The organism is Salicibibacter cibarius, assembly GCF_016495725.1.
Classification (GTDB): Bacteria; Bacillota; Bacilli; order Bacillales; family Marinococcaceae; genus Salicibibacter; species Salicibibacter cibarius.
The window spans coordinates 1,310,311-1,330,750 of record NZ_CP054705.1 but is presented as its reverse complement, the minus strand read 5'-3'; the positions used below and the strand labels follow the sequence as shown (position 1 = coordinate 1,330,750).

Genomic DNA, 20,440 nt, shown 5'->3' with positions numbered 1-20,440 from the left:
ATGGACCCATATTTAGCTATTAGCGGATTTTTAATTATTTTAGCGGTTATTGGTCTCCTTATGTGGGGGAAGGTTCATCCAATTGTTGCGATGGTCCTTATTCCGGTCATTGGGGTACTCATTGCCGGCTTTGGATTTGACGACCTCGCGGAATTTTTTAGCGGCGGGGCCGATCAAGTCATGGATGTCGCCATCATGTTTATTTTTGCCATCATTTTCTTTGGCATCATGAATGATATCGGTTTATTTAATCCGATTATAAAAAATATGATTATCTTTACGAAGGGCAATGTGATTGTTGTTGCCATCGTTACCATCATCATCGGCGCGATTGCTCACCTCGACGGTGCAGGCGCAACCACATATTTGTTGACAGTTCCCGCGCTTATTGGTTTATACAGGGCATTAAATATGAGCCCAATGTTACTTTTGATGCTTGCCACGTTTAGTCTTGGATTTATGAACGTCGTCCCTTGGGGTGGACCGGTAGGGAGGCTCGCTTCGGTACTTGGTTATGATAACCCTGCTGAACTATGGTTTCCATTGATTCCTTGGCAAATAGGCGCGTTCGTCCTGGCCATTGGTTTCGCGGTGGTACTTGGAATCAGAGAAAAGAAACGCATTGAGAAACGTATAAATAATGGAGAAATTGAAGCCCAACAACATGTTAATGCGAGAGCAATCGCTGATGACTTTATAAAACAGCAAAAGGAAAATGAAGAAGCAGCCGAAGAGAAGCCCAGGAAACACCCGGCCATGCTTTGGCTCAACGGTGCCGTGTTACTCGGGGTTTTGCTCTTAATGCTTTTAGATATCGCGCCTCCGGGTCTTGCCTTTATGATCGGTTTGGCGATCGTTTTACCATTGAACTACCGTAGCGTGAACGATCAGATGGGTCGTATTCGCGCGCATGCGCCTGCCGCGCTCATGATGGCTTCGATCATCCTTGCCGCCGGACTCTTTTTGGGCGTGATGACTGAATCAGGCATGTTGGACTCACTTGCCATGTCTATCGTAGGGATTGTACCGGATGCTGTTGGCCCTTATACGCACGTGATCGTGGCATTTTTTGGAATTCCCCTGGATATCATCATGAGTACAGACGCTTATTATTTCGGTATCTTCCCGGTTGTTGAGAGTGTTGCCTCGAACTTTGGCGTAGCTTCGGAATCTACCGCTTATATGATGTTAGTTTCAAGTACTTTTTCACAAGGGTTTTTATCCCCTGCTATGTGGTTGGGTGTTGGGCTCGCCGGTGTACAAATAGGCCAATTCATGAAATACGCTTTCTTCTGGTTCTGGGGTTTCGGCATTATTGGATTAATTTTAGGTTTCATCCTCGGTATATATTAGATTTAAACATTCATGCCCCCCGGATGCCGGGGGTGTATGATTCCTAGAATGGAGTCTTTATGTGAATTTAATTAGCGTTGTATTTCTGGACGTTATTTTCCCTATTTTAATTGTGATGGCCATTGGGGTGCTATTACAGAAGAAGTTTAACTTTCAACTTACGCCGATCGTAAAGCTTATTACCTACTGTTTTATGCCCGCAGCCGTTTTTTTGAATATTTATCAGGCTGAATTTGATTATGGCCTGTTAGGCCAACTTCTTCTTTATTTGTTCTTATTTACTTGCAGCACAATTTTACTGGGCAATTTGTTGTCCAAGGTATTAAAACTTGAATGGCAGGAAAGTGCAGCTTTAAAAAATAGCATTTCCCTTATGAATTCAGGCAATTACGGTTTACCTGTCAGTCAGTTGATTTTTAGCGCGAATCCTTTAGGGGTTTCCATTCAAATTATCATGATTGTTTTCCAGAATTTACTCACCTATACGTATGGCCTTTATAATTTAGTATCTGCATCCAAGTCAGCCATTGACATTCTAAAAGCTATTTTCCGGTTACCCATTGTTCATGCTTTACTCTTGGGAATCATCTTTCAATTTTTCGATATTCCCCTCCCTAATTTTGCGCTTGTTCCGCTTGAACAACTTGCAAATGCTTTTTTTGCCTTAGCGCTTTTCCTATTGGGCGCCCAACTTGCCCACATAAATATCAAGTCATTTCATAGCGTCATTGTCTGGAGTATTCTCGGAAGGTTAATTGCCGGACCCGCCTTTGCTTTACTAATTATATTTATCCTTGGCATTGATGGGGTAATGGCGCAATCGTTACTCATCGCAAGTTCGTTTCCGACGTCAAGAAATACAGCGACAATCGCGCTTGACAATCAGGTAGCGCCGGATTTGCACGCACAGATTGTCCTGTATTCAACGGTCCTAAGTGGTATAACTGTAACGATCGTTATCTATTTGGCAATGACCCTATTTTGAATTAATATAATGAAACTTGTTTTTGTCCTCATTCTCCTTGGATGAGGACAAAATCACGTTTTCTGCCTGCTTTTGTCCTTTTGCCTCACCCCTTCCCTTGTTTCCCGCTTAAATTTATGGTATTGGTGAGGTTATCGACTGCCAAAAACGGACATACCGATAAGGGGGGAGCTTGCTTTGAAAAATCTACTGTTTTTAACGTTCGGAACGTTTTTGTTCGCCTTGTCAATCACGCAGTTTGCCATGTCCAACAACTTGGCTGAAGGGGGCATTGCTGGGCTTGCTTTGTTGCTTTTCTTCGCGTTTGGGTTATCCCCGGCGATTGTTACCTTCATTTTTAACGCTGTTCTTTTGGCAATCGGTTACCGGGTATTGCCGAAACATATGATTTATAAATCTCTATTAAATGTGCCGTTGTTTTCCCTTTTTGTTTACTTAATGGAGGACTGGGGCCAACCGATGGCGGATCCATTACTGGCGGCGATTTTTACCGGCGTGTTCACGGGTGCTGGTTTCGGCTTCATCTTTCAGGCAGGTAGCACAACCGGAGGCACCTCAACTGTTGCCCGTATGCTCAACCACAAATTCGGATGGGAACTCACAGGCGCGAACTTCGTCCTTGATGCTGTCATTGTGGGAGTTGGAATTTTTATCATCGGTCCGCTCCATACGATGTATACCATTGTTGCACTATATGTTGGCAAAAAAATCACCGATTACGTGCTCGAAGGTTTTCAATCGAGGAAAGCCCTCAATGTCATTTCCACAAAAGGAGACGACATCGCGGATGCCGTCATTCGTTTAATGAATTCGAGTGCCACCATCTACGAGGCTTATGGAAGTTTTTCGCAAAAAAAGCATCAAATGGTCTATATCGTTATTGAAAAACAACGATTGTTCCATTTAAAGCAAATGGTCTACGATATTGACCCGAACGCTTTTATCGTCGTGTATACCGTCAAAGACGTCTCCGGTGGCACGTTTTTAAATCAATACCACCCTTCCCAAAAATCTTTTCCAACGAAGGATACTTTTGAAGATGAAGATTTTGGTGAATCAAATGACTCGCGTTCTTCCCCTTAATCTGATTATAATGGAACGTATGGTTATTTACTATTCACATTACGACGGAGGGATTTTTGATGGACATCGTTGCTATTGTCGGAAGCACACGGCAAGACTCGTATAATTACAAAATCGCAAAACATATGGAAAAACGGTATGCCAATCGGTTTAACTTGGAAATTCTCAACATCGGGGACCTTCCGTTTTATAATCAGGATATCGAGCACACCCCATCACAGGAAGTCACTGCCTTTAAGAAAAAAGTGGAAGAAGCAGACGGTGTTCTGTGGGTGACGCCCGAATTCAACGCCACGATTCCCGGCGCGCTAAAAAACGCCATCGATTGGCTTTCACGTGTTGATCAAGTAATGATCGGGAAACCATCATGGATCGTGGGCGCTTCCATGGGGGCGCTCGGAACGGCAAAAGCCCAAGCTCATCTGCGTGACATCCTTTTTGCTCCGGGCCTCTCTTCGCCTCTCCTCCCCGGGAATGAAGTTTGCATCGGTCAAGTGCACACGAAACTTGACGAGGAAGGCAATCTCATTGATGAAGACACCATCGCATTTTTGGATACCGTCACCGATAACGTCATTCCCTGGATCGAAAGCCAACAGGCGACCGTCAAGCTTTAGTCTTTGAAAACCCATGGAAGGCCACCATCCTTCTATGGGTATTTTCGTTTAAATGACGAATACGTGTGAGGATAATGATGAACATGTCTGTAGACATGATACTTAACAAAATGTGTTTGGACCGTTTGCACTTCCGGAATCACATACGTTTGAACAAATGGTGCAGAATATGGAGGATACGGACCGGGCGAGTTCGGATGCATTCCAAACATTGTATAGCCTCCTTTATGCCAATTTCCTACACTTTATGTAAACACAATCTGCGTCGTACTGGTCCTTTCGCCTATGCTTTAGTGGTTGTTACAAAAGTTAGTGTTTCACCCCAGAGGATGAACTGATCTGAGAACATAAGAAGAAGCAAAGTAATCCCTCAAACTCAGATCAGGATGCTACCAGAGGAACAAGTGAATCCAAGTAATCCCTCAGACACAGATCAGGAGGCTACCAGAGGAACAAGCGAAGCAAAGTAATCCCTCAAACTCAGATCGGGAGGCTACCAGAGGAACAAGTGAATCCAAGTAATCCCTCAGACACAGATTAGGAGGCTACCAGAGGAACAAGTGAATCCAAGTAATCCCTCAGACGCAGATCGGGAGGCTACCAGAGGAACAAAAAGTGGATAGATGCAGGACAAAAGGGTGGACGAACTCAAACTTTTATCTTCAAAAGAGGTCAACGATACGCATTTTGCTGTTCAGAGTACACAAGTTGCATTCTAACTTTAAAACAAACGAAGCCCCGGGCAGGCGGATGTCTGTCCGGGGCTTTTTATTATTCGCCGTGCACGCGGCTGAGCGCCAGTTGATAACTGTCGTTTCCGTAATTAAGGCAACGCTTAACGCGGCTGATGGTAGCTGTACTTGCTCCTGTTTCCACTTCAATTTTATGATAGGTTTTCCCTTCCTGCAGCATACGAGCCACTTCCAGCCGCTGGGCAAGCGATTGGACTTCGTTAATCGTGCAAAGATCATCAAAAAATTGATAACATTCCTCGATATCTTTTAAGGATAGAATTGCATTAAATAGTTGATCCATTTCTTTGCCGCGTAATTTATCGATTTGCATAGCAATCCTCTCTTTCACGGGATAAAAATTTCATATCCATTTCGTTCACATTACGGCTCACTCTTTTACATTTTAACGCATTATCGTAGGAAAGAGAACGCTTTTTTTGTGAACGTCATAAATCCCTTTTGCTGTCGTGCGTACGTAAGGCAAATGGGTTGATGAAAAGAAAAAGATGCTATATAAAGGATCATCATATGGATAGCCACATGTTTTCATAACATCAACGAAAGCTGCATGTCTCTCCATGACCTCCTCCATAGACAAGTCAGCCATCATGCCAAAATAAGGAAGCGGAAGATGAAAGCAACGATCTTCTTGGTCATTCTCAATAAATAATCCGCCGCCGGCAGCTTTCAAATGTTCAAATGCTTTTTTCATGGCTGATTTCTTTTTCCCGATCATGATGACATCGCCGGTGATCGAAAATGTTGTTGCCAATCCGTCCAATTGGGTGGCAAACCCTTTCAAAATCGTGTTCATTCGCCATTTCCCTTCTTTATCAATCATGGCGAAGTAACATTGATCGTGTCCCTCTCCAAGGGTTTCTTTTGTTGCGTCAATATCAATATGATAAGGCTTTAATAAGACATTATTGACGAGATGAATGCCCATCGGCATGGAAAAATGCATGTCTTCTTCTTCCAACTCCCAGGAGATGCCCGGCTGTTCAGAGACGTACGGTCCCCAATCGAAGGGCTTCAGATCTTTCACGACACGTCCCTCTTGAACAACCCATTCGCCTTTTGCCATCACCGAAATTGGGACGGGATCTTGCACGTCCATGAGAAAATTGAGATGTGCCACCCTCCCGGGGGCGATCATGCCATGCATGTCTTCAATCCCGTAATGACGGGCGACATTATACGAAACCATTTCATAGGCTTCCAGTGGATCAATGCCCGCTTCAAGGACGATTTTTAACAACGAATCCATGACGCCGGGTTCATAGAACGTCGGGCTTCCTCCATCGGTTGTGAGAAGAAAACGGCTGTAATCGGTAATCCCCGCTTCTTTCAAGTCATTGATCAAATGTGGCAAATCAGGGCGTAATGAAGAATGTCGCAACGTCGTCATATAGCCGGCATCGAGTCTGCGCAACACTTCTTCCCCCGTGATCGCCTCGTGGTCACTCATCACACCGAGCAACGCGAGCTGTGCCAACGTTTTTTCCGAAGCTCCGGGCAAGTGGCCTTCCATTGGTATATTTGCTTTTTTCAATTGTTCAACCCAATGAAGCATCGTGTCATCCCCGGCGATGACGCGGGGCCAGCCGCTGAACTCCCCACCTTGGACAACGAGTGGATGGTTCACCCATTCGTCAATGTTTTGCGGAGTGAACAAACGATTTTCATCGTTTGTTTCCGTTTGTGCGTCCACCCGCGTGGACCAATACAGTGAGGAGGGCCCTTCTCCCATTTCACTGATGAAAGAAAGCGCTTTCTTTTTTTCCAAGTGCATTATCAGGATTAGATTGTCGTTAAAGATTGTGCTCGTTCCGCGTTTCAACGCATAATCCGCAAAAGCGCGGGGGTGATACAACATAAATGGGTGTGCGTGATGTTCGATATATCCGGGTACGATAAATTGCCCACGGGCATCGTACCAATTTATCTTCGGCGATTTCGCCGGCAATGCGTCTCCAACGTAGACGATGCGGTCATGGTAAATCCAAATATTCGCTTTCGTCCATTGTTTGCGCCCGCTGTTTAAATACGTAGCGTTTGTAATCACTTGCGTCGGAGCCTTTTCACCCCGAACGACACTGATTTGTCTTCGTTTTGATTGCTTGTTCCATAGCGAAAATGACGGATGGATGATTCATCACCTGCTCTTTTCTATTCAAACGATCTCTATTTTTTAATACTAATCCCATCCTAACATATTTTCACGGAAAAAGCGGGTGACAAGATTGCAACAAGTTTTCCAAACGACGCTTCTATGGGGGCGCTTCTTTTTTGATTGTCCGTAACACATCCAACCTCCTTAATCATACATTATCGTATAGACGCGGAGAGGGGGGCTATTTTGGATTTCACTCACGTATTTTTTCTTATTGTGATCGCTACGGTGTTTATTTTTATCCTTTGGAGAAAAAATGTTGTTTTTCCGGTTATGCTCGGGACGTTTCTACTTGCCTTCTTTTACTATACAGACTTGGGCGTCATCGATCGTTTGGTTTCATCTGCGCAAGCTGTCTTTCTTGCTTTTATGAACGCAGGCATTGAACTGTTTGACATCATGTTGATTATTACGTTGATGGTCGCGATGTTGCAAGCATTGCGAGCAGTTGGTGCTGCTGAAATGATGTTTTCCCCTCTGAAAAAGCTAATGATAAATCCGACGACCTCCTTTTTTGTTCTTGGAATCACGATGTACATCGCCTCTTTATTCTTTTGGCCAACGCCTGCAATTGCCCTCGTCGGCACGGTATTGATCCCCATTGCCGTCAAATCCGGCTTACCCGCCATCGGGGCGGCAGTCGCGGTTAACTTATTCGGGCACGGGATGGCGTTATCAGGCGACCTCGTCGTTCAAGGCGCAGGGAATTTAACAGCATCTGCCGCCGGGTTGGGTATAGGTGAAATTTTGCCCTATACAGCGTTATTTTCTTTCGTGGTCGGTTTGGTTGCAATTCCTATCGCATTTTTCGCGATTAGAAGAGGGATGAAAAAAGGGAAATGGAAAGCGGATGAGTCAGCACTTGATCTCAAGACGACGGACACGTATCGGGGGCGCCCAAAAACTTCGAAAACGATGGCCCTAGTCGTCCCGCTCATGTTGCTCGCGATTATCGGGCTTATGTTGTACCGTGCCGTCTTTCATCCGGAAGAAGCAATTCAAGGCCAGGAAGCAACCGCCCTTCTCGGCGGAACTGCTGTCTTTCTCATGATGGTCGCGACGTTTGCCAGCAGCGGGATTCAAGGAATGAGCAACATTGTAGAATATATGAAGGAAGGATTTTTCTTTGCGCTGAAAATCTTCGCACCGATTATTCCCTTAGCCGGATTCTTCTTCCTCGGCCATCCCGATCACGCGGAAGCGGTCCTCGGAGAAGGCGCGCCCGGATTTCTCTTCGACATCGGCGAGTCACTCTCACAATATATTGACGGCAGCCCTGCCATGCTCGTCATGGGCATCGTGGTGATCGCCATCCTTGCCGGGCTGGATGGATCCGGATTTTCCGGCTTGCCGCTCGTCGGAAGTCTTTCGGCAGCACTCGGGCAGGCAACAGGGGTGGATGTTGCCATTCTCGCTTCCTTGGGGCAAGTGGTTACAATCTTCGTCGGTGGCGGAACGCTCGCTGCCTGGGCATTTGGCGCTGCGGCAGATGCCGGAATCGCCGGTGTGAAACCCGCCGAACTCGTGAGGCAAAATCTTGTTCCCGTCCTGATCGGGGTTATTGTTGCTTCGATTGTGGCTGTTTGGATGCTTTAACGCCAGGCAGCCTCTAGCCACTGTTGACTTATCTTATCAATAAGATATATGATAAGAGTAACCATTTAAAAAAGAGGGTGAACTGTAGGACGATGAAGTACTAATCCTATTTTTACGGAACAGACGAACGCATGTATCAATAGGCCTTCAATGGGAAGGTTTATTTTGCTTCGTCATCGTTCGGAATAGGATTGGTTATCAAAATGAGTAACCTGCGGTGTATATAGCGATATGCCTCCTATTCTGAACGTCTGTCTATGAATAGGGGGCTATTTTTGGTAGGTAAGAAAGTATAAATCAACTTTCTTACCTACATAAGTGCAACTAAGGCTTTCGCCATAAAAGCTTGGCGAAAAGCCAAGTTTTCTAATAGTCTCCATCTTTAAAAGAAATGGAGATGATCGGATTGGCATTGGTCCAATTACAAAACATCCGTTTTAATGTCAAAGATCGAACATTGTTTCATATTAATGATTTAAACATTTACCAGGGAGATCGGATCGGCTTGATCGGCCGCAATGGTTCAGGCAAAACGTCTTTGCTGCAGATGATTAACAGAGACATTCCGCCTGCTTCCGGAACCATAACAAAAAATGCATCCATTGCTCTCCTTCCGCAGATTAAGCCGCAGATGGAACAAAAAAGCGGCGGAGAAATTTCTCAGGCAATTATTAATCAAACACTCGCTCAAGCGCCTGAACTGCTCTTAGCTGATGAACCCACGACACACCTCGATACGAATCACATGGAAAAACTGGAGAAACAGTTACAGCGGCGCCGAGAAGCGTTGGTGATCGTTTCCCACGACCGTGCCTTTATGGATGCGCTTTGCACGAAAATTTGGGAGATTGAAGATGGGCAGATCCGTGAATTTACCGGAAATTATTCGGATTATGCCCAACAAAAAAAAGAAGCGCGCCAACATCACGAAAAAGAATACGAAAAATACGTGCAGAAGAAAAAACAACTGGAAGAAGCAATGCAACAAAAAGAACAAAAAGCCCAGCGTGCCACTAAAAAACCGAAGAACGTCTCGAAATCAGAGGCCAAAATCACAGGCGCAAAACCCTATTTTGCCAAAAAACAAAAGAAATTAAACCAAGGCGTATCATCCATTCAATCACGGATTGACCAACTTGATAAAGTGGAGAAAATCAAAGAGCTTCCTCCCATCAAGATGCAAGTCACCCACGAAGAATCTCTTCGTAATCGGACGATCATACACGGTGAACAAGTTCCCGGAACCGTGGGCAATCGCCTTTTATGGGAAGTGTTCAATTTCTCCGTAATCGGGGCCGATAAAATTGCCGTTATTGGCCCAAACGGCAGCGGTAAAACCACATTCCTCCGAATGATGATGGATGGGCATCCTACCATTCAAGTCTCGCCATCTGTGTCGTTTGGGTATTTTAGCCAAACGCTGGATGTATTGGAAACGGACACTTCCATACTGGATAACGTACGTTCCACCTCGTCTCATGATGAAACGTTAATCCGCACGGTATTGGCCCGCCTGAGCTTTTTTCAGAACGATGTCTTTAAACCGGTCAATGTCCTGAGCGGCGGTGAGCGGGTAAAAGTAGCTTTCGCCAAGATATTTGTAAGTCATGCAAACACATTGATCCTTGACGAACCTACCAATTATTTGGACATCGAGGCCGTGGAAGCGCTCGAATCCTTACTCGTCGACTATTCGGGAACCGTCATTTTCGTATCTCACGACCGGCATTTCTTGCAGAACGTGGCAACGAGGATTTTCGCAATAAGCAACACGACTATCCATACGTTTGACGGCTCCTATAATGATTATATGCAAACAACGCCTCAAAATAATCACGACCCACTGCAAGACGAATTGCTTAAAGTAGAAACCAGAATTTCCGACGTACTAAGCCGCCTTAGCATCACACCAACGGATGCGTTAGAAGCAGAATTCCAACAGTTGCTCCGTGAAAAAAAAGAAATAAATGAACGATTGCAGCATTGAGTTTGGAAGAAAATTATTCCCAAAACGAAATGGACTTTTGATCATGGCAACCGCTCCGGAAAAAGCGTGCCTCCTCGAAAAACGACGTTCGCTTTTTCCCGCGGGGGCTCCGCCCTGCGCATCTCCACGGAAGCCTCCGTGGTTAGTAAAACTTCACCAAGTTTTATGGCGAAAAGCCTTCGCCAATGGACAAATAACCGCATTCTCCATAGAAAATGCGGTCTCTAAATTTGCTATTTTGTTATTACTAAAGTACATTAGTCTTTTTCAATCCCACGATTGCCAATATCTTCACGGTAATGATAGCCTTCAAGATTCAACTTCTTCATCTGGTTATACGCTCGCTTCTGTGCTTTCTCGACCGTGTCTCCGTATGAGGCCAGTAAAAATACCCGGCCACCGCTGCTTCGCATCTCTTGTGCTTTTCCGTCAACCCCGGCGTAAAACATCAGGCTATCTTCCGGGTCAAACGAGAGGTTGCTCGGCACTTCCAATCCTTTTTGGTAAGGTCCGGGATAACCCCCTGCTGCCCCTACTACCCCGACCAACACTTGCGGTTTCCATGAAAGATTGGGCACGCGGCCGTCGAGCACGTCCAGAAGTACTTCGGCCAGGTCATTATCGAGACGCGGCAAGATCACTTGCGCTTCCGGATCGCCGAAACGGGCGTTAAATTCAATCACTTTCGGCCCATCTTCGGTTACCATTAATCCGGCATACAATACGCCTGTAAACGGAGAGCCTTCCGTCACCATCGCCGCTGCCGCCGGCTGAAGAATCGAATCAACGGCCTCTGCAACCATGTCCGCTCCGATGTGAGAAACAGGGGAATAAGCGCCCATCCCACCGGTATTCGGTCCCCGGTCATTATCATAAACACGTTTGTGATCCTGGGATTCCGCAAGCGGTACGACCGTATCTCCGTTTACGAGCGCCATCAAAGAAATCTCTTCGCCCTGCAAATATTCCTCGAGCACAACTTTTGCACCGGACCCGAAAGCATCGTCCGATAAAACATCTGCCAACGCAGCATATGCTTCCTGCATCGTCATGGCGACCGTCACCCCTTTTCCGGCAGCCAAGCCATCCGCTTTGACAACGATCGGCGCCCCTTTGTCTTTCACATGGGCACATGCCTCTTCATAATTGTCAAATACCGCATATCCTGCCGTAGGGATGCCGTACCTTTTCATTATATCTTTTGCGAAGGATTTGCTCCCTTCGATGCGGGCGGCATCTTTTTTTGGTCCGAATACGTTTAATCCTTCCCGTTCGAAAACATCGGCAACGCCTGCAAGCAACGCTGCTTCCGGGCCGATGACGGTTAGTTTCACCTCGTGTTTTTTCGCAGCTTCCGCCAAGGCTTCTCCATCTGTGGCATCTATGGGCAGCCGCTCAGCCACATGATCCATCCCGGGATTTCCAGGCGCTGCATAAACGCGATCCACATTTGGACTGGCGCTCAATTTCCAAGCAAGCACATGCTCGCGGCCACCGCTGCCAACGACTAAAACGTTCATCTTTTCGTCCCCCTCAAGCGTGTCTGAAGTGCCGCATCCCCGTAAACACCATCGTGATCCCGGCTTCATCGGCGACATCGATCGATTCTTGATCCCGTTTGGAGCCGCCGGGTTGAATAACCGCCGTTACGCCTGCTTTCACCGCGGCTTCCACCGTATCTTTCATGGGAAAAAATGCATCGGAAGCAAGCGCGCTTCCTTGCGCTTCGGATCCGGCTTGCGCAATCGCAATTTCAGCGGCGCCTACCCGATTCATCTGTCCTGCTCCCACACCGACCGTCCGATTGCCTTTCGTTAACACAATGGCATTTGATTTCACGTGTTTAACAACACGCCACGCAAAACCCAGGCTGCGCCATTCTGCGGATGTAGGTTCTCGTTTCGTCGCCACGTTTACATCTGCATCCACAAGCCCTTTCACATCTGCATCTTGCACGAGCATCCCGCCACTCACCGACGTCAGTGCGTAGGAGCCCTTCCGGTCTCCGTCCATGTCAACTTTCAACAAGCGAATGTTTTTCTTTTTTTGCAAGATTGCAAGCGCCTCATCGCTAAAATCCGGCGCAATCACGACTTCCAGAAATATGTTCGCCAACTGCTCTGCTGTATCGGCATCCACCGTGTCATTGACCGCGACAATCCCGCCGAAAATGGAAACAGGGTCGGCGGCATAAGCCTCTTCAAAAGCGGCCGGCAGCTTATCGGCAATGCCTACCCCGCACGGGTTCGTATGCTTGACAGCGACTGCTGCCTTCGTGTCGCTAAATTCGGAAATAAGGGCGAACGCGGCATTCACATCATTGATATTGTTGTAAGAAAGTTCTTTTCCATGCAACTGCTCGGCAGCTGCCATCGATGAAACCGCCGGCAACGGATGCTCATAAAACGAAGCGCCTTGATGGGGATTTTCCCCGTAACGCAACGCTTGTTTTTTCTCGTACGTGAGCGTCATCGTTTCCGGAAACGCTTCTTCCGTCATATAATCAGCGACTAATGCATCATAGGCCGCGGTATGCCGGAAGGCTTTCGCCGCCAAATGCCTGCGGGTATCAAAACGGATGCCGCTGCCACGGGCTTCTTCCAACACCCGTTTGTAGTCGCCAGGATCCGTCACGACCGCTACGTGTGCATGGTTTTTTGCGGCCGCCCGCAACATGGCCGGACCGCCGATATCAATATTTTCAATCGCATCCGCGTCTTCCACGCCTTTTTTACTGATCGTTTCTTTAAAGGGATAAAGATTCACGACGACGAGATCAATCGGATCAATCGCTTGTGCTTGCAATGCTTCCCAATGTGCTTCCTTTTCCCGGTCTGCCAGCAGGCCCCCATGAATCGCCGGATGCAACGTCTTCACCCGTCCGTCTAAAATTTCCGGGAAGTTCGTCACTTCGGAAATTCCGGTGACCGGCACGCCTGCCTCTTCCAGTGCGCGTTGTGTCCCTCCCGTCGAAATAATCTCAAAATCCGCATCTTGCAATGCTTTTGCAAAGTCGGATATTCCACTTTTATCACTGACGCTTATTAAAGCCCGTCGTTTCACGCTTAATACCCCTTCCTGAACAATTGTTGCAGCGTTTCCGGATATAATTGATGTTCGACCTGTTGGATTTTTTCTCCCAATGAATCTTTCGTATCATCCGCTGTGATTGGCACGGCTTTCTGCCGGATGACCGTGCCCGTGTCCATGCCGGCATCTACGTAATGAATTGTTACGCCTGTTTCATCCGCGCCGGCATCCAATGCTTGTCCGACCGCATCGAGTCCCGGATACGCCGGCAACAGGGACGGGTGAATATTCACGATTTGATGGGCGTAAGGCTCGACGATCGTTGCTCCCAACAAGCGCATGTAGCCGGCTAAAATAACCCATTGCACACCGTAATTTTCCAGAAGTTGCAGCAATGATTCTTCGTATTGCTGCTTGCTTTCAAAATCCCGGGGCTGAAACGTATGTGCAGGCACTTCATAACGCTTCGCTTTTTCCAACACGGACGCGTCCGGACGGTCGCTAAACACGAACGCAGGGACTACATCGATTTTCCCTTCCCGGATCGCTTCCAGAATGGATTCCACGTTGCTTCCCGTCCCCGAGGCAAATAGGGCGATCCTCATACCGACACCCCTTCAAGGCTCAATGTTCCGGTCCGATTGACCGTCCCGATCGCGTACGCATTGCCGAGAACCTCAAGCGCTTCCTGTTCCCGTTCCGGCCTGACCGCGATGACATAGCCAATGCCCATGTTGAAGGTCCCGTACATGTCCCGATTACTCAATTGCCCTTCCCGCTGTAAAAAAGGAAAAATGGACGCCTTTTCCCAACAGGCGGGAACAATGTGCGCGCCAAGCCCATTCGGCAACATTCTCGGAACGTTCTCCAAAAGACCACCGCCGGTAATATGCGCCATTCCGTTGACCTGGACTTCCGAAAGCAATTCTCGTATTTCCCGCGCATAAATCCTCGTCGGCGCCAATAACGTTGATCCGAGGGGCATCTCCATGGTCGCGTATGTTTTTTCCAAATCCAATCCTTGATCGTTAATGATTTTCCGAACGAGGGAAAACCCGTTGCTGTGCACCCCTGAAGATGGCAATCCGAGCAAGCGATCTCCCGCCCGCACTTCATCCCCCGTAATGAGCGCTTCCTTCTCAACGGCTCCGACGACAAAGCCGGCCACGTCATAGTCCTCTTCGCCATACATGCCCGGCATTTCCGCCGTTTCCCCGCCGATCAACGCGCACCCTGCCAATTGGCAGCCATTGCTAATGCCCTTGACGATTGATTCCATACGCGCGGGGTCGGTCTTGCCGGCAGCGATATAATCAAGAAAATAAAGCGGTTCCGCACCTTGAACGAGGATGTCATTGACACACATGGCGACAGCATCTTCGCCGATCGTATCGTGTTGATCGGCAGCAATGGCAAGCAGCAATTTCGTTCCGACGCCATCGGTCCCGGAAACGAGCACCGGCTGTTTATAATCGAGAGAGGAAAGGTCAAACGTGCCGCCAAAACCGCCAAGCGCACCAAGAACGCCGGGGCGCTTCGTCCGGTCCACGTGTTTTTTCATGCGGGAGACGGCTTCGTAACCGGCCTCCACATCTACGCCTGCTTCTTTATATGCATCACACACGTCGTTTTCCCCCCTATCTTTTTCCCAATCCGACAAGTTCTTTTTCTCCATTTGGGATCGCCGTTGGATACTCACCTGTATAGCAACCGAGGCACTGGCCGCAATTGGGCTGCGAAGCATCTCGGCCAATGCCCGTCTTCAAGCCGTCGATCGATAGGAAGCGCAAGGAATCCGCGCCCATTTTCTCGCGCATTTCCTCTATCGTGTAGTTAGCAGCAATTAATTCATCGGTTGTTGACGTATCTATGCCATAAAAACAAGGACGTATAATTGGCGGAGCGCTAATGCGAACGTGCACTTCCTTTGCGCCTGCGTCTTTCAACAACTTCACGATTCGTTGGCTCGTCGTCCCGCGCACGATGGAATCATCAACCATCACGACCCGTTTTCCTTCCACAACGCCGCGCACGGCGGAAAGCTTCATTTTCACGCCTTGTTCCCGCAACGCTTGCGACGGTTGAATAAAGGTGCGGCCGACGTAGCGATTTTTTATTAAGCCGAGTTCATAAGGGATGTTTGTTTGCTCGGCGAAACCGATCGCGGCTGATATCGAAGAGTCCGGCACACCGGTGACTACATCGGCATCGACATCCGCTTCACGGGCAAGTTGTTTGCCCAGTTGTTTTCTTGCTGTATGCACGTTAATTTGTTCAAGGTTGGAATCGGGTCTGGCAAGATACACGTATTCCATGCTGCAAAGGGCTCGTTCTCTTGCCTCCGTAAATCGTTCGGAGAACATACCGTCACAGTTAAAAACGATCATTTCGCCCGGTTCGACATCACGAACATATTCGGCCCCAATAAGATCAAACGCGCAAGTCTCTGACGCGACCACGTACGCGTCTCCCAACTGCCCGAGCGATAATGGACGCAACCCGTGAGGATCAAGCGAAACAATGAGCTCCTCTTCGGTCATCACGGCAAACGAATAAGCGCCGATCAACTGTGGCAACGCCCCTTTGAGTTGGTTTCGGAGTTCATCGGAACGGTGGCGCTTCATCAGGTGAGCCAAAATTTCCGTATCGGTCGTCGTTTGAAAAATGCTTCCGCTCCGCTCGAGCTCACTTTTTAATTCTTGATAATTGACGAGGTTGCCGTTATGGGCCATAGCGAGACTTCCATCTTCGGATTTAAAATGAAGCGGTTGAACATTCTCGTAACCACCATTGCCCGCAGTCGCATAACGTACGTGTCCCAGTGCCTGGCGACCCGGCAAACGATCCAAATCACCTGCTTGAAAGGCTTCGGTCAATAGGCCCGTGTTTTTATGAACGTGAAGTTCCTCTCCGTCACTCGTAACAATGCCGGCCCCTTCCTGCCCGCGATGCTGCAAACTGTGCAGGCCGTAATACGTCAGTTGCGCCGCTTCCGAATGTCCCCAAATCGCAAATAATCCGCATTCTTCATTTATGCCTTTGACTTCAGGAAACACGGAATCGCTCCCTTCCATACGTGATTCAAATGATCCGTCGGTTGATCGATCAACGTAACTGCTGCTTCCGTCTTTATCCGCAGCGCTTTTTCTTTTGTCACGGTGCCGTAGCGTTTGGCGGCGGGAATTGCCTGTTCTAATTTCTCGGCATATTCCGGCGCAACGCTGATGACATACCGCGATTGCGTTTCGGCGAAAAGATCGGAGGCATCGTCGGCCATCGTCAGCTCCGCGCCCAATTCCGTTTCCATCACACATTCAGCAATTGCAACCGCCAGCCCGCCCTCGGCAAGGTCATGAGCGGAGGTGATCCACCCGGCGCGTATTGCTTCCAACACTTGGCGCTGTCGCTTAAGTTCCAGGTCAAGATCCAAGCGTGGCACTTGACCGCTGAATCGGCCATCTTCAAGGTGTTGGCGTTCACTTCCGCCCCATGCCGGCTCTGCATCGCCGATGACATAAATATAATCGCCGGCCGCTTTAAAATGCTGCGTCGTTATATGATTGAGGTTTTCTACAAGTCCGACCATCCCAACGACCGGCGTTGGATAAATGGCTTCTCCGTTCGTTTCATTGTAGAGCGAAACGTTCCCGCTCACGACCGGGGTGCCAAATGTGGTGCACGCTTCACTCATACCGGCGGTTGACTGCTCCAATTGCCAATATATATTCGGTTGTTCCGGGCTTCCGTAGTTGAGGCAATCGGTAAGCGCGAGCGGTTGCGCCCCGGAACAAATAATGTTGCGCGCGGCTTCGGCGACGGCAATTTTCCCGCCTGTGTAAGGGTCGAGGGCAATGTAGCGGCTATTGCCGTCCATAGACATAGCAAGCGCCTTCTCCGTCCCGCGTACCCGCAATACGGCTGCGTCCGAACCAGGCATGACGGCCGTGTTCGTTTGTACCATATGGTCGTACTGGTCATACACCCATTCTTTGCTCGCGATCGTCGGTTGCGAAAGCAATTGGATCAATGTCTCGTTATGATCAGTGACCGGCGGTTGCCAAACAGGTGACTGTTGATGTTCCCGAAAGGCTTTCGGTTCTGTCGACGGCATATCGTCGTAAACAGGCGCTTCATCCGTAAGAGCTGTGACCGGAACGTCAGCCACCGTCTCTCCTTGAAACGTTAACGTGAGTTGCATTTCTTCTTTCACGGTGCCGATCGCTGCAACTTCAAGATCCCATTTTTTACAAATGGATTCTATTTCAGCTTCCCGTCCTTTTTCCGCAACGATAAGCATACGCTCTTGCGATTCGGAAAGCATCATTTCGTACGGAGTCATGCCCGTCTCCCGTTGAGGGACGAGATCCAAGTTCATATCGACCCCCGTACCGGCTTTACTCGCCATTTCCGCCGCTGAGGATGTAAGTCCGGCAGCGCCCATATCCTGAATGCCGACGAGGGCGTCCGATTGGGTAATTTCCAAACACGCTTCCATCACCCGTTTTTCCGTAAACGGATCACCCACTTGCACGGAAGGTCGTTTATCCGCAGATGCTTCACTCAATTCTTCGGAAGCGAACGTGGCACCGTGAATGCCATCGCGTCCGGTAGAAGCGCCCACATACATGACGGTATTGCCGGCACCGGCAGCAATCCCTTTTTGTAAATGATTCTGATCGATCAATCCGACGCACATGGCATTGACAAGAGGATTGCCGTCATACGTCTCATCGAACTGTATTTCGCCTCCGACCGTAGGCACACCGACACAATTGCCATACCCGGAAATGCCGGCTACCACTTCCTCGAACAAATAGCGCGTACGCGGTGTTGTAAGCGGACCAAAGCGCAATGAATTCAACAAAGCCACCGGGCGCGCGCCCATGGAAAAGACATCGCGCAAGATCCCGCCAACACCGGTTGCAGCCCCTTGGTACGGTTCAACCGCCGATGGATGGTTATGGCTTTCCACTTTAAAAACCACCGCTTGCCCGTCGCCAATGTCCACAACACCGGCTCCTTCGCCAGGGCCTTCGAGCACATGGGAACCGGAGGACGGGAATTGTTTCAGCAAAGGCTTAGAATGTTTATAGCTGCAATGTTCCGACCACAACACCGAAAACATCCCGATTTCCGTAAAGTTTGGTTTTCTGCCCAAGAGGGAAACAATTCGGTCATATTCGTGGTCTTTCACCCCCATGTCCGCGTATAAACGCTTGGCGTGTATATCTTCAGCTGTTGGTTCAAGTCGTAACGGCATGTGCGTCCCTCCAATGGCGATACACGCTCGTAAACAAGCGGCGTCCATCCTCACTTCCAAGGAGCTTCTCCATCGCACGCTCCGGATGGGGCATCATTCCGAGCACATTGCCTGCCTCATTTGTAATCCCCGCGATGTTCCCGATCGACCCGTTCACATCGGATGCATAGGTGAACGCAATACGGTTGTTCGCTTTCAATGCTTCATAGGTCGCTTCATCACATTCATAGTTTCCTTCGCCATGGGCAATGGGCATCCGCAAACGTTCGCCTTGCTCATACGCGCGTGTAAAACAGGTATCGGCATTTTCAACGTTCACATCAACCGTTCGGCACATGTACTTCAAATGCTTATTTCTTTTCATGGCTCCGGGCAGCAAATCCGCTTCCAATAAAATTTGAAAGCCATTGCAGACGCCAAGAATCGGCTTTCCTTTTTCAGCTTCGGCGATTACACTTTGCATCACCGGCGCAAAACGGGCAATCGCCCCGGAGCGCAAATAATCCCCATAAGAAAATCCGCCCGGCAGGAAAATAGCATCATAGGCTTCAACAGTCTCTGAAGTATGGGGGACAAGATCAACGGTTTCCGCGTCGGTAAAATCCGTCAGCGCATGATACATATCCCTATCACAGTTCGATCCGGGAAAAACAATGACCGCTGCTTTCATACCTTTTCCTCCCGTTCGAGCGTATACGTATAGTTTTCAATCACCGGATTGGCTAGCAACTGTTCACACATCTGTTCAACACGCGTTTCCACATCCGGGCCATCCACAATTTCTAATTTTAACCATTTACCGACATTCACCGTGTCGACCTCTTCATAGCCAAGCGCGGCCAATGAACGCTGCACGGCTTGCCCTTGCGGGTCGAGCACACCTTCTTTTAATGTAATGTACACATGAACGTTAATCATGAACGACGCCTCCTATACGGGAGAGAATGTTTTCATAACCGGCTTGCAGTGAACCGAGACCATAGCGATAAAGATCTTTATCCATCTTCTCTTTCGTTTGCGCATCCCAGAACCGGCACGTATCCGGCGAAACTTCATCGGCAAGCAGTAACGTGCCGTCTTCTTGCAAACCAAATTCCAATTTAAAATCAACGAGCAAAAGATTCGCCTTCCGGCAAAGCTCAAGCAAAATGTTGTTGACATGCAACGCCCGCTTGCGCATTTCTTCCAGTTCCTCTTCCTTGGCTATGCCCAAAGCGGCAATATGGTCATCGTTCACGAGCGGGTCTCCGAGAGCATCGTCTTTGTAGTACCATTCCACAATCGGTTCGGAAAGCGTTTTGCCTTCCTCCCACCCGAGCCGCCGTGCCAAACTGCCAGCGGTAATGTTGCGCACAACAACCTCAAGCGGAATGATTTCCGTCGGACGCACGAGTTGCTCTGTGTCGCTGATTTTTTTTATAAAATGCGTCCGCACGCCTTCTGTCTCCAGCACATCAAAAAACAGCGCGGAAATCGCGTTGTTCAGCTGCCCTTTCCCATCCAGAACATCATGCTTCTCGCCGTTAAACGCCGTCGCGTCATTTTTATACATAAGCCGCAGAACGTTGTCGTCGTCAGTCGTAAACAGTTGCTTTGCTTTTCCTTCATATAAAAGTGTCATA

At 48.5% G+C, this 20,440-nt stretch carries 18 protein-coding genes; 6 read left to right on the top strand and 12 right to left on the bottom strand.

The genetic code is table 11. The annotated features are described in order from the left end of the window. The 4 genes from HUG15_RS07020 to HUG15_RS07005 all read left to right on the top strand — a co-directional run bounded on the left by HUG15_RS07020 (position 1) and on the right by HUG15_RS07005 (position 4,038). Positions 1–1,353 carry a citrate:proton symporter gene (locus HUG15_RS07020; RefSeq protein WP_200128012.1) on the top strand — a complete coding sequence of 451 codons (1,353 nt, stop codon included), beginning with the start codon at positions 1–3 and terminating at the stop codon, positions 1,351–1,353. Between the two features lie 115 nt (positions 1,354–1,468). After that, entirely contained in the window at positions 1,469–2,338 is an 870-nt protein-coding gene (locus tag HUG15_RS07015; RefSeq protein ID WP_200128871.1) for an AEC family transporter, read from the top strand. Between the two features lie 177 nt (positions 2,339–2,515). Then, on the top strand, positions 2,516–3,421 hold the full coding sequence (locus HUG15_RS07010; RefSeq protein WP_200128011.1) for a YitT family protein: 906 nt from the start codon (positions 2,516–2,518) through the stop codon (positions 3,419–3,421). A gap of 59 nt (positions 3,422–3,480) precedes the next feature. Continuing rightward, positions 3,481–4,038: an NADPH-dependent FMN reductase gene (locus tag HUG15_RS07005; protein WP_200128010.1), complete on the top strand. Its 558-nt coding sequence runs from the start codon at positions 3,481–3,483 to the stop codon at positions 4,036–4,038. A 32-nt stretch (positions 4,039–4,070) separates the two neighbouring features. Here HUG15_RS07005 and HUG15_RS07000 read toward each other — a convergent pair whose 3' ends face one another. The 3 genes from HUG15_RS07000 to HUG15_RS06990 form a co-directional block, all read right to left on the bottom strand. Beyond that, a complete protein-coding gene (locus HUG15_RS07000) occupies positions 4,071–4,250 on the bottom strand; it encodes a CotD family spore coat protein (RefSeq protein WP_200128009.1) in 180 nt (59 codons plus the stop codon). Between the two features lie 559 nt (positions 4,251–4,809). Continuing rightward, complete coding sequence (locus HUG15_RS06995) at positions 4,810–5,103, bottom strand: YerC/YecD family TrpR-related protein (RefSeq protein ID WP_200128008.1); 294 nt, start codon at positions 5,101–5,103, stop codon at positions 4,810–4,812. A 72-nt stretch (positions 5,104–5,175) separates the two neighbouring features. Beyond that, positions 5,176–6,837 (bottom strand): adenine deaminase C-terminal domain-containing protein, encoded by a 1,662-nt coding sequence (locus HUG15_RS06990; protein WP_246516528.1) that lies wholly within the window; start codon positions 6,835–6,837, stop codon positions 5,176–5,178. Between the two features lie 294 nt (positions 6,838–7,131). Here HUG15_RS06990 and HUG15_RS06985 point away from each other — a divergent pair, with 294 nt between their 5' ends. Continuing rightward, positions 7,132–8,541, top strand: a complete 1,410-nt coding sequence (locus tag HUG15_RS06985; RefSeq protein ID WP_246516527.1) for a hypothetical protein — start codon at positions 7,132–7,134, stop codon at positions 8,539–8,541. A 406-nt stretch (positions 8,542–8,947) separates the two neighbouring features. Next, positions 8,948–10,528 carry a Vga family ABC-F type ribosomal protection protein gene (locus HUG15_RS06980; RefSeq protein WP_246516526.1) on the top strand — a complete coding sequence of 527 codons (1,581 nt, stop codon included), beginning with the start codon at positions 8,948–8,950 and terminating at the stop codon, positions 10,526–10,528. A gap of 257 nt (positions 10,529–10,785) precedes the next feature. Here HUG15_RS06980 and purD read toward each other — a convergent pair whose 3' ends face one another. The 9 genes from purD to purC are packed head-to-tail and all read right to left on the bottom strand — an operon-like array spanning position 10,786 to position 20,439. Continuing rightward, entirely contained in the window at positions 10,786–12,048 is a 1,263-nt protein-coding gene (gene purD / locus HUG15_RS06975) for a phosphoribosylamine--glycine ligase (RefSeq protein WP_200128007.1), read from the bottom strand. Positions 12,049–12,061: 13 nt separating this feature from the next. Continuing rightward, the gene (gene purH, locus HUG15_RS06970; RefSeq protein WP_200128006.1) at positions 12,062–13,591 is read right to left on the bottom strand and encodes a bifunctional phosphoribosylaminoimidazolecarboxamide formyltransferase/IMP cyclohydrolase; all 1,530 of its coding nucleotides are present in this window, start codon (positions 13,589–13,591) and stop codon (positions 12,062–12,064) included. A 2-nt stretch (positions 13,592–13,593) separates the two neighbouring features. After that, complete coding sequence (gene purN / locus HUG15_RS06965; RefSeq protein WP_200128005.1) at positions 13,594–14,163, bottom strand: phosphoribosylglycinamide formyltransferase; 570 nt, start codon at positions 14,161–14,163, stop codon at positions 13,594–13,596. Continuing rightward, positions 14,160–15,182, bottom strand: coding sequence for a phosphoribosylformylglycinamidine cyclo-ligase (purM, locus tag HUG15_RS06960; protein ID WP_200128004.1), 1,023 nt, complete (start codon positions 15,180–15,182; stop codon positions 14,160–14,162). The genes purN and purM overlap by 4 nt, the downstream gene beginning before the upstream one ends. A gap of 13 nt (positions 15,183–15,195) precedes the next feature. After that, positions 15,196–16,614 carry an amidophosphoribosyltransferase gene (gene purF, locus HUG15_RS06955; RefSeq protein ID WP_200128003.1) on the bottom strand — a complete coding sequence of 473 codons (1,419 nt, stop codon included), beginning with the start codon at positions 16,612–16,614 and terminating at the stop codon, positions 15,196–15,198. Next, the gene (gene purL, locus HUG15_RS06950) at positions 16,590–18,818 is read right to left on the bottom strand and encodes a phosphoribosylformylglycinamidine synthase subunit PurL (protein ID WP_200128002.1); all 2,229 of its coding nucleotides are present in this window, start codon (positions 18,816–18,818) and stop codon (positions 16,590–16,592) included. The genes purF and purL overlap by 25 nt, the downstream gene beginning before the upstream one ends. Beyond that, positions 18,802–19,488, bottom strand: coding sequence for a phosphoribosylformylglycinamidine synthase subunit PurQ (gene purQ / locus HUG15_RS06945; RefSeq protein WP_200128001.1), 687 nt, complete (start codon positions 19,486–19,488; stop codon positions 18,802–18,804). The genes purL and purQ overlap by 17 nt, the downstream gene beginning before the upstream one ends. Further along, positions 19,485–19,736, bottom strand: a complete 252-nt coding sequence (gene purS / locus HUG15_RS06940; protein WP_200128000.1) for a phosphoribosylformylglycinamidine synthase subunit PurS — start codon at positions 19,734–19,736, stop codon at positions 19,485–19,487. The genes purQ and purS overlap by 4 nt, the downstream gene beginning before the upstream one ends. Further along, entirely contained in the window at positions 19,729–20,439 is a 711-nt protein-coding gene (gene purC, locus HUG15_RS06935) for a phosphoribosylaminoimidazolesuccinocarboxamide synthase (protein ID WP_200127999.1), read from the bottom strand. The genes purS and purC overlap by 8 nt, the downstream gene beginning before the upstream one ends. Position 20,440 lies beyond the last annotated feature (1 nt).

Coding starts and splice junctions, on each gene's coding strand:
- HUG15_RS07015 (WP_200128871.1), top strand. CDS start 1,469: ATGGCCATTGGGGTGCTATTACAGAAGAAGTTTAACTTTCAACTTACG.
- purC (WP_200127999.1), bottom strand. CDS start 20,439: ATGACACTTTTATATGAAGGAAAAGCAAAGCAACTGTTTACGACTGAC.
- purD (WP_200128007.1), bottom strand. CDS start 12,048: ATGAACGTTTTAGTCGTTGGCAGCGGTGGCCGCGAGCATGTGCTTGCT.
- HUG15_RS07005 (WP_200128010.1), top strand. CDS start 3,481: ATGGACATCGTTGCTATTGTCGGAAGCACACGGCAAGACTCGTATAAT.
- purS (WP_200128000.1), bottom strand. CDS start 19,736: ATGATTAACGTTCATGTGTACATTACATTAAAAGAAGGTGTGCTCGAC.
- HUG15_RS06995 (WP_200128008.1), bottom strand. CDS start 5,103: ATGCAAATCGATAAATTACGCGGCAAAGAAATGGATCAACTATTTAAT.
- HUG15_RS07000 (WP_200128009.1), bottom strand. CDS start 4,250: ATGTTTGGAATGCATCCGAACTCGCCCGGTCCGTATCCTCCATATTCT.
- purL (WP_200128002.1), bottom strand. CDS start 18,818: ATGCCGTTACGACTTGAACCAACAGCTGAAGATATACACGCCAAGCGT.
- purN (WP_200128005.1), bottom strand. CDS start 14,163: ATGAGGATCGCCCTATTTGCCTCGGGGACGGGAAGCAACGTGGAATCC.
- HUG15_RS07020 (WP_200128012.1), top strand. CDS start 1: ATGGACCCATATTTAGCTATTAGCGGATTTTTAATTATTTTAGCGGTT.
- purQ (WP_200128001.1), bottom strand. CDS start 19,488: ATGAAAGCAGCGGTCATTGTTTTTCCCGGATCGAACTGTGATAGGGAT.